This window comes from Pyxidicoccus fallax, assembly GCF_012933655.1.
GTDB classification, from domain to species: Bacteria; Myxococcota; Myxococcia; order Myxococcales; family Myxococcaceae; genus Myxococcus; species Myxococcus fallax.
The window spans coordinates 1-9,098 of record NZ_JABBJJ010000435.1; the positions used below are offsets into that span (position 1 = coordinate 1).

8 protein-coding genes and 1 pseudogene are annotated in these 9,098 nt (G+C 73.2%); 6 read left to right on the forward strand and 3 right to left on the reverse strand.

Annotated elements, in window-relative coordinates; all coding sequences use genetic code 11:
* Positions 1 to 21: 21 nt before the first annotated feature.
* Positions 22 to 174 (reverse strand): annotated as a pseudogene (locus HG543_RS47900) (HAD family hydrolase); the annotation flags it as partial.
* Between the two features lie 205 nt (positions 175 to 379).
* Between HG543_RS47900 and HG543_RS47905 the strand changes: the two are divergent.
* The 4 genes from HG543_RS47905 (at position 380) to HG543_RS47920 (ending at position 6,109) form a co-directional block, all read left to right on the forward strand.
* On the forward strand, positions 380 to 2,947 hold the full coding sequence (locus HG543_RS47905; protein WP_169351664.1) for a PAS domain-containing protein: 2,568 nt from the start codon (positions 380 to 382) through the stop codon (positions 2,945 to 2,947).
* Between the two features lie 113 nt (positions 2,948 to 3,060).
* Complete coding sequence (locus HG543_RS47910) at positions 3,061 to 3,444, forward strand: PilN family protein (protein ID WP_169351665.1); 384 nt, start codon at positions 3,061 to 3,063, stop codon at positions 3,442 to 3,444.
* Positions 3,445 to 3,643: 199 nt separating this feature from the next.
* Positions 3,644 to 5,131 (forward strand): hypothetical protein, encoded by a 1,488-nt coding sequence (locus HG543_RS47915; RefSeq protein WP_169351666.1) that lies wholly within the window; start codon positions 3,644 to 3,646, stop codon positions 5,129 to 5,131.
* A gap of 117 nt (positions 5,132 to 5,248) precedes the next feature.
* Complete coding sequence (locus tag HG543_RS47920) at positions 5,249 to 6,109, forward strand: hypothetical protein (RefSeq protein ID WP_169351667.1); 861 nt, start codon at positions 5,249 to 5,251, stop codon at positions 6,107 to 6,109.
* Here the strand turns inward: HG543_RS47920 and HG543_RS47925 are convergent.
* Positions 6,103 to 6,516, reverse strand: a complete 414-nt coding sequence (locus HG543_RS47925) for a response regulator (protein ID WP_169351668.1) — start codon at positions 6,514 to 6,516, stop codon at positions 6,103 to 6,105. The genes HG543_RS47920 and HG543_RS47925 overlap by 7 nt on opposite strands.
* Positions 6,517 to 6,840: 324 nt before the next feature.
* Between HG543_RS47925 and HG543_RS47930 the strand changes: the two genes are divergently transcribed.
* On the forward strand, positions 6,841 to 7,728 hold the full coding sequence (locus tag HG543_RS47930) for a porin family protein (protein WP_169351669.1): 888 nt from the start codon (positions 6,841 to 6,843) through the stop codon (positions 7,726 to 7,728).
* 115 nt (positions 7,729 to 7,843) lie between these two features.
* Here HG543_RS47930 and HG543_RS47935 read toward each other — a convergent pair whose 3' ends face one another.
* Complete coding sequence (locus HG543_RS47935) at positions 7,844 to 8,524, reverse strand: nucleotidyltransferase family protein (RefSeq protein ID WP_169351670.1); 681 nt, start codon at positions 8,522 to 8,524, stop codon at positions 7,844 to 7,846.
* Between the two features lie 162 nt (positions 8,525 to 8,686).
* On the opposite strand from HG543_RS47935, the gene HG543_RS47940 reads away from it, so the two are divergent.
* Positions 8,687 to 9,098, forward strand: a 412-nt coding sequence (locus HG543_RS47940; RefSeq protein ID WP_211194672.1) for an alpha/beta fold hydrolase, incomplete at its 3' end; no start/stop codon positions are given.

Genomic DNA, 9,098 nt, shown 5'->3' on the forward strand with positions numbered 1-9,098 from the left:
GTAAGCAGCGTCAGATGCTTATAAGAGACAGACCTCCTCCTCCCACGCCACCTCCAGGTCCTCGCCCAGCACCCGTGCCAGCCCCTGGCGGAAGTGGACGAGGAACGGCGCGCTCTCCGCCGCCACGTCCGTGAAGGTCCCGTCGAAGTCCAGCACCACGCACGAAATCGCCATCAAGCCCACCGAGTCGAGAAGAAGGGAAAGGGCCCGGATGACGCCCCGTCCCCACCCCTGAAATCAAGTCCGGTGCGGGCCCTCCGGCCCGTCGTTTCCAGGAACTTCCCGTAAATCGAGCGGCCGACGTTTGGGGTGGGGTCCGGGTTGTCAGCCGGGGGCATCGTCCGCAAGGTAGGCAGTGGGGCCGAGGCCCTGGCCCTGCATGTCCGAGTCTTCCGTCCCCACCCCCGACTTCGCCTCATCGCCCGAGTGGGAACGGCTGCGCGCGGTGCTGCGGCTGTTGCCCATGGGCGTCTTCCTGGTGGATGCGAACGGGCGGATGGTGGAGACGAACGAGGCGGCGGAGGCCCTCTGGGGAGGCCGGGTGCCGCACGTGGGGAGCATCCCCGAGTACCGCGAATACCAGGCGTGGTGGCCGGACACCGGCCGGCGGCTGGAGCCGCACGAGTGGGGCCTGGCTCGCGCGCTGCTCGGCGGGGAGACGGTGCTCAACCAGGAATTGGACATCGTCGCCTTCGACGGCGCGCGGCGCACCATCCTCAACTCCGCCACCCCCCTGTACGGCAGGGATGGCGCGCTGATGGGGGCGGTGGCCGTCAACGTGGACATCACCCAGCGGAAGGTGACCGAGCGCGCGGAGGCCTTCCTGTCCGGGGCCAGCCGCCTGCTGGCCGAGTCGCTGGAGTGGGAGCCCACGCTCAAGGCGGTGGCACGCCTGGCTACACACGAGTGGGCGGACTACTGCCTGCTCGACATGTTGGGAGAGAACGGCACCCTGCAGCGGCTGGCCCTCTTCGCGCGGAACTCCGAGCGCCAGACGCTGCTGGACCGCGCCATGCCCTACCCGGCCCGGCTGGATGGGGACACGGTGATGGCGCGGGCCATGCGCGAGGGCCGCGCGATGCTGACGCCGGACATCACCTCCGAGTGGCTGGAGCGCCACGCGCGCTCGCCCGAGCACCTCCGGCTGATGGAGGAGCTGGCGCCCCGCTCCATGCTGGCGCTGCCGCTGGTACGGGGCGAGCGGAGGTTCGGCCTCATCACGCTCATCTCCACGTCGCAGGCGCGCCGCTACACGCCGATGGACCTCGCGTACGCGGAGGAGTTCGCCCGCCGCGCGGCGCTCGCGGTGGACAGCGCGCGGCTGTACCGCCAGGCGCAGGAGGCACTCCGGGAGCGCGATGCCTCCCTGGCGCTGCTGCGGGCCTTCCTCGCCGCCTCGCCGGTGGGCATGGCCTTCCTGGACCGGGAGCTGCGCTACGTGCACATCAACCCGGTGCTGGCCGACTTCAACGGCGTGCCCCCGGAGGCGCACCTGGGCCGCACGCCCCGGGAGGTGCTGGGCCCGCACGCGGACACAATCGAGAAGCAGATCCACCGCGTGCTGCACACGGGCGAGCCGGCGGTGGACGCGCTGCTGGTGGACCCGCGCCCGGGCGAGCCCCGCCAGTTCCTGCAGACCTACTTTCCGGTGCGCCTGAGCGGCGAGACGCTGGGCGTGGGCGCCACGGTGCGGGAGGTGACGGAGCAGAAGCAGGAGGAGCAGCGGCTGCGCTTCCTCGCGGACGCCACCGCGCGCCTGTCCACCTCGCTGGACTGGCGCACCACGCTGCGCACCGTGGCCGAGGTGGTGGTGGGACAGGTGGCGGACTACTGCACGGTGGACATGCTCGCCCCGGACGGCGAGCAACTGGAACGGGTGGAGGCGCGCGCCAGCGACCCCAACACCCAGCGGCTGCTGGACCAGTCGCGCTTCCCGCCGCCTCCCGGCGCGCACCACTCGCCCATCCGCCGCGTGCTGCGCACGGGCCAGCCGGAGCTGGTCTCCGAGGCAGGCCCGGCGTGGCTGGAGTCCATCGCGGTGTCGCCCGAGCACCGCCAGCTGATGGAAGCGATGGGGCCGCGCTCGGTGATGTTCGTTCCCCTGGTGGCGCGCGGACGCACGCTCGGGGTGGTGAGCGCGGCCTCGCAGAACCCCTCGCGGCGCTACGGCGGACGCGATTTGGCCTTCCTGGAGGACCTGGCGGCGCGCGCGGCGCTGGCGGTGGACAACGCGTGGCTGTACCGGGACGCGGAGGCCGCGGTGACGGCGCGCGACGAGTTCGTGGCCATCGCCACGCACGAGCTGCGCACGCCCCTGTCCGCGCTCCAGCTCCAGCTCGCCTCGCTGCAGCGCGCGACGGAGCGGGAAACGCCCATCGAGCCGGAGCGGCTGCGGCAGGGCGTGGCCAGCGCGCGGCGGCAGGCGGAGCGGTTGGCCCACCTCGTCAACCACCTGTTCGACGTGACGCGCATCAGCACCGGGCGCCTGGAGCTGCAGCGCGAGGAGGTGGACCTGTCCGCGCTGGCGCACCGGCTGGTGACGCGCATGGAGGACGCGCTGGCCAACGCCGGCTGCGCGGCGGCCGTCCACGCGGACGCGCCGGTGAAGGTCTTCGTGGACAGGCTCCGCGTGGAGCAGGTGCTGATGAACCTCTTGTCCAACGCCATGAAGTACGCCCCCGGCCAGCCGGTGGAGCTGAGCGTGGAGGACACCGGCGACACCGCCGTCGTCGTCGTGCGCGACTGGGGCCCGGGCATCCCCCGCGAGGCGCACGCGCGCATCTTCGAGCGCTTCGAGCGCGCCACCGGCGAGCACGCCCGCGCCAGCCTCGGCCTGGGCCTCTACATCTCCCGCCAGATTGCCCGCGCCCACGGCGGCGAGCTGACCGTGGAGCCCCCGCCCGAGGGCCCCGGCACCCGCTTCGTGCTGCGGCTGCCGCGCGGCTGAAGTCCTCCAGGCCCCGCCTCCGGGGCGCCCCGGACCTCTTCCGGCCCCGGCGCTCGGGGTCGCAGGGTCGCCGCCTTGAGGCCTACCCCGGTGGGCTCGCTAGCCTTCGGGTCATGCAAGCTGAAGCGACTCAGCGAAGCGAGCCCGCGCGGCGGCGCCGGGCATGGCTGCCCTGGGGCCTGCTGGCGGGTGTGGTGGTGCTCGCCACGTCGGGAGCCTGGGCCGGCTCGCGCTCCATCTCCGCGCTGGTGGAGCGCAACGGGCAGCTCGAGCGCGAGGCCGCCGAGTCCGAGTCCCGCGTGGCCGAACTGCAGGCGCTGCGCGAGGCCCAGTCGCGCCGGCTGCGGACGCTGGAGCAACAACACCAGGCCGCCCTCGCCTCGGCGGCCACCACCGCGTGCGCTCCGGCGACGGAAGCCCCCGCCTCCCAGGGCCAGCCCGAGCCCCGGCGCGCCGGCAAGGCGTCCACCAAGGGCAAGAAGATGGCCCGGCGCTGAAGGCGCTGGAGGCCGGCGAAGGGTTGGCCCCGAGGCCGTTGTCCTCGCGTCCACAGCCTCCCGCGCGCTGTGGACCGGGGAGCAACAGCGGGCCCGTGCGCTCCGGGCGCAACCCCGCGAAAGCACGGGGCCCGGAGCGACGGCCCGCCGCGTGCTACCCGGCATCCTCGCGTTCCCTTCGCTTCCGAGGTCGTCGCCCATGTCGCCCTGTGTTTCCCGTGCCCTCTTCCGGCGCCCGCTGGCCGCGCTCGTGTGCCTGCTCGCGCTGCTCGTCCCCGCGTCCCGGGCCGCGGCCGAGCCCGGCATCCGCATCCTCAACTCGCTGGCCACCGCGGACCTGCAGCTCAACGCGCTCACCACCAACCGCGAGTCGCTGAAGGCGCTCTCCTCGGGCCCGCTCAGCTCCAAGGCCTTCGCCAGCGACGAGCGCCTGGCGCACCAGCTGGAGCACCCGCCCGCGCTGCGCGTCATGGACTACCTCGTGGGCTGCGCCCTGGCGCCGGGCCAGAAGGTGGAGTGGAAGAGCCTGAAGGGCGAGTTCCACACCTTCGAGGGCGAGGCCGGCCTGTGCCCCGAGTGGGAGCGCGACGCGCCGAGCCCCGAGTGCCTGGGCTACGTGACGGCGTGCCTGCTGGCGCGCAACAACGCCTACCACCTCGAGGTGGAGCTCTCCATGCGCGGCGAGGACCCGAGGGACCCGAAGCGCTTCAACCCATCCGGCGCCTCCGAGGAGTGGAGCCCCATGTTCCTGCCCTGCCTCGCGGGCGGCTTCGGCCTGGAGCCCGAGTGCGGCTGGCTGGGGGAAAACGTGGGCCGGTGCACTCCCGGCGAGGTGGTGACGGTGGCCGCGGGCGCGCCCGCGCCGGACACGTGCACCGGGAAGGTGGGCGACATCGGCGGCGACCGCGTGCTGCGCGTGTGCGAGGACGCGCGGGGCTGCACCCGGGGGGATGCCCTGGCGGATGCGGACCGCAACAAGTGCGGCGGCATCGCCCCCAGCGCCACCTTCATCTGCCCCGCCAGCGGCGAGTACAGCGTCATGTCCGCGCCCTACAACCGGAGCACCCCCCCCGGCACCTGGGTGCGGCCACAGGCCACGGCCGGCGCGTACCCCGCGGCCCCCTTCGGCGCCTTCACCTTCCGCGAGGGCGCCTTCTACGGAAACCTCTTCGACCCGGACGCGCTCTCCATCGAGGTGCTGCTGGACCATGAGAAGGACTTCGCCCCCTACCTCGTCCGCAAGAGCTACCAGGGCTACCCGTACCTGAACGTCTTCGCCTGCCACAGCCGGGACTGGGTGTCCGGGGACGACCACCTGCGCTCGCGCATCTGCGCCAACGCCACCGTCGGGGGCGACAGCCTCCACGGCTGCCTGGCCCTCCCCACCGGCCCCTGCGAGCCGGGCAGCGGCAGCACCCTGCCGCGCCGGTGCGACGACGATGACGGCGACAAGGTCCTGGGCGACGGTGACTTCGAGGGCTGCCAGGACGCCTCCGGCTTCTCGCACCCCGAGCCCATCACCGTCTTCCTGCGCAGCCCCTGTGATGTGCTGCCCGAGAAGTCCCGGCAGGTGTGCACCAAGAAGTGCACCTACACCTCCTACCCGCCCCGGTGCACCACCACGTGCCGCCCGAAGTCCCCAGGCGAGTGCCTGCTGGCGACGACCCAGCCGCCGCCCCAGCAGTAGGGGCTCCCTGGAGGGGGGGTGGCCGCGGCCCGTTCGTTGGAGGTTGAATAAAGCAGCCGGGCGGCCGTCCAGGTCTCCAGCAGGCCCGATTCCGGCCCCCACCTCGGAGCAGAAACCGTGTCCCCACTTCGCGCGATGCTGTGTGCTGCGCTCTCACTCGGGCTCCTCCTGGGCCCGAGCCCCGCCGAGGCCCGCTTCGGCAAGCGCTCGCGCCCCAGCCAGAGCGACTCGAAGAAGGACGACGACAAGACGCACGAGGCCACGCCGGTGGGCGAGGAGGACTCGGACGATGACGACGAGGACGACCGCCCCTCGCGGCGGCGCGGCCGCCGGTACGTCAGCTCCGACGCCGACTTCTCGGGCCTGAGCCTCCTCGCCGTGCTCTTCACGGGCGGCAACCACCGGTTCGTGGTGGACCACCGGGGGCCGGAGGGCAACTTGCGCCAGGAGCGCCACGCGGCGCCGCTGTCCTTCCGCCTGGGCCTGCAGGGCGGCCCCGTCAACGAGGGCGGCGCGGCGGACCTCTTCATCGGCCTGGAGGGGCGGCGCTTCGGCGCGGACGCGCGCGTCACCGGCCTCGGCCTGAGCACGGACGACGGCTCGGAGGGCACCGACACCATCACCCTGGTGGAGGCGCACCTCACCTGGGCGCTCGTCTCGCTGGAGCGCGTGCGGCTGCGCGCCGAGGCCGGCGTGAGCACCGCGAACGCGCCGGACGTCTCCTTCGTGGGCCCCAGCATGGGCATGTCCCTGGAGGCGTGCGTGGCGGGCCCGCTGGACATCGAGGCGCGCGCGCAGGTGACGCCCTTCCCCTACCGGCAGGTGGACGCGAGCGCCGCGCTGGCGCTGCACCTGGGCGCCCTCGTGCTGCGCGGCGGCTACCGCGGCATGGTGCTGGATGACGCCGGAGAGGTCGACGGCGTCCGCCACGTGGACACCTTCCACGGCCCCTACTTCGGCCTGGGCCTCACCTACTGAGCGGCGGACACGGGCGGCGTCCCGGCGCCCCTGGCCGGGCAGTGCCGGGCCACCGCCGCCAGCAGCGTCCCCAGCTTGATGGGCTTGAGCAGCATTCCCACCGCGCCGGGCAGCACGGGCCCGGGCTCGCCCGTCATGGCCACCACCCGCGTCCCCTCGAAGCGCGGCTCCGCCTTCAGCCGCTCCAGGAAGGCGCGCCCGTCCAGCCGGGGAATCTCCAAATCCAGCAGCACGAGGCAGGGGCCCTCCAGGGACGACAGCACCCGGAGGCCCTCCTGGCCGTTGACGGCCATGGCCACCTCGTAGCCTTCGTCATGCAGGGCCTCCGCCATGGTGCCCCGGATGTCCGGGTCATCTTCCACGAGGAGGACCGTGGGCCTTGCCACCACCTGGGTCACGTTCGCCACCCTAGCGTGTCGAGTCCCCGTGTCCAGCCGGGGGTTCGCCACTGTCAGACCATGAGCATCCGCATGGTCGTTCCATGCAGATATTACAGGCCCGGGTTGACAGCGGCCCCGAGCGGAGCCCGGGTGGACCTTCCACTCGTGAGCGCTCCGTGAGGCGTCAGAGGGGAGCGCTGTCCAGCGCCGCACAGCAAATGCCCGCCAACGGCGCTTCCCCCCCACGGTCCCATGGTCCTCCTCCTCGGGAAGGCGGTTGAATGCTGAAGCAGGCAGCCGGCCGGGGTGCCCGCCCGCGAGGCTCTCGAATCCAGAGAAGAGGAGTGGACCGTGCCGTCTTCCAAGGCCCTGCTGTGCGCCGCGCTGGCGGCCAGTGTCCTGCTGGGTGCCCCCACCGCCGAGGCCCGCTTCGGCAAGCGCTCCTCGTCCTCCGGCTCGAAGGGCTCGGGAGGCTCGCGCGGCGACAACGGCCCGCGGCCCTCGCGCGACAACGACTCGCCGCGCACGCACCGGGCGACGCCCATCGGCGTGGCGCGCGATGACAACGACTCGGACGACGCGCCCCGGCGCCGGCGCCGCGCCGTCGTGCGCCGCCCGCTCACCGAGGTCATCGTGGCCGGCGCCATCCTCGCCGCGCCCCCGCCGCGTCCGCGCGTGTTGCCCGTCACGCGGGTGACGCGCGAGCGGCACGAGCCGGTGCCCTTGCTGGTGCGGCTGGGCGTGCAGGGCCAGCGGCTCGGGGACGGCGGGGCCATGGGGCTGTTCATGGCCATGGAGGGCCGGCGCCTGGGCCTGGACACCCGGGTGACGGGCATCGCGCTGCCGGCGGATGACGGCTCCGACGACGTGGACCGCATCACCCTGCTGAGCGCGCACGCCACGGCGGCGCTGTGGGCGGGCCCGCGCGGCCGCATGCGCCTGGAGGCCGGCGTGACGAGCGCGCACGCGCCGGACATCATCTTCGTGGGGCCCAGCCTGGGCGCCTCGGTGGAGGCGTGCATCGGCCGCTCCCCGGTGGACCTGGAGGCGCGGGTGCACGCCGTCCCCTTCCCGCACCGCCAGGTGGATGCGCAGGCCGGCCTCGCCGTGCACCTGGGCACCCTCAACCTGCGCGGCGGCTGGCGGGCCCTGTACCTCAACGACGCCGGCCACGTGGACGGCGTGGTGCACGAGGACGCCTTCGGCGGCCCCTACCTCGGCGTGGGTCTGGCCTTCTGACGCGCGAGGAGGAACCCCTCCCACGCGCCCCGCGCGCGGTGGACGGGCTCCCGCACCTCACGCGGACACTTCGGGCCGGAGCCGCCCGGTTGGAGAAGCTCCGGCCCCTTCGAGGCTACTCCTCGGAGGCGGCGGCCATGGGCACGTTGCCGCCCAGCTCCGACACCGTGGTGGCCGCGGAGGTCCCCCGCTTGCCGCGGCGCTTCGGCGGAGGCGCCAGGCGAGGCGCCATTCCGAAGAGCCGCTCGTACGTCTCCGGCGTGTTGATGTTGACGACCACGCCCGGGTCCTTCACCGGCACCCGGCGCACCTTCATGCTGGCGAGCGCGGGGTCCACCTGCGCGCCCTCCGCCGCGCGCAGCCGCTCCACCGCGCCCCGCGAGAGCACCAGCGGCCAGCCGGGCGCTCCCTCGAACTCCGGCCGGAGCACCTCGTCCGCCTCTCCCATCAGCTTCAGGAGCGACTTGAGCGTGGAGGCCCGCAGCGCGGGCATGTCCACCGGTTGCAGCATCACCACGTCCGCGCCCATCTCCAGCGCGGCCTCCAGCCCCGCCTTCATGGACGCCAGGGGGCCCTCCTGCCACCGCTCCGCTTCCACCAGCTCCAGGCCGGGGTGCTGCTCCCGGATGGCCTCGGAGTCCTTGCCCACGACCCCCAGCACCGAGCAGCCCGCCTTGCCAAAGGTGGACGCCAGGGACTGGAGGAAACTCTTTCCTCCCTCGTGCTCGATGAGTGCCTTGGGATGGGCCATCCGCCGGGCCTCACCCGCAGCGAGGATGATCGCTACTGCCTTCATGCCACGCCTCCTCCGCCCCCCAAAATTGGACGCCACCAGGCCCGGGGGCCACCAGTTACAGGCTGTGCCCTCCTTGCGGGATTGCAGCCCGCCCTTGGGTGCGAGCCGTCAGCCAGCCGCCAGTCACTCAAAAAGGGTGTTGGCTGGAAGAGGGTGCGGGACTTGATACGTCCACATTCCGATATGGACGCCCTCCCGCCCTTCATCGCCCGCCTGCTCCCCTTCCGCTCACACTTCGTGCCGGTGCGCTTCGGACCCGGGGTTTCTCGAGTGCACTTCCTGGACCACGGCGAGGGCCGGCCGGTGCTGCTGCTGCACGGCAACCCGACGTGGAGCTTCCTGTGGCGGAAGGTGATGTCGGCGCTGGAGGGCGGCGGCCTGCGGATGGTGGCACCGGACCTCATCGGCCTGGGGCTGAGCGACAAGCCGCGGCGGCTGTCGGAGCACACGCTGGGCAACCACGGGCAGGCGCTGCTGGAGCTGGTGGAGCGGTTGGACCTGCGGGACGTGGTGCTGGTGGCGCAGGACTGGGGCGGGCCCATGGGCGCGTGGATGGCGGCGCGCTCGGGAGGGC

What these genes read in the sequence shown, in the direction of transcription:
- HG543_RS47905 (WP_169351664.1), top strand. Translation starts at nt 380, where the DNA reads ATGTCCGAGTCTTCCGTCCCCACCCCCGACTTCGCCTCATCGCCCGAG.
- HG543_RS47910 (WP_169351665.1), top strand. Translation starts at nt 3,061, where the DNA reads ATGCAAGCTGAAGCGACTCAGCGAAGCGAGCCCGCGCGGCGGCGCCGG.
- HG543_RS47915 (WP_169351666.1), top strand. Translation starts at nt 3,644, where the DNA reads ATGTCGCCCTGTGTTTCCCGTGCCCTCTTCCGGCGCCCGCTGGCCGCG.
- HG543_RS47935 (WP_169351670.1), bottom strand. Translation starts at nt 8,524, where the DNA reads ATGAAGGCAGTAGCGATCATCCTCGCTGCGGGTGAGGCCCGGCGGATG.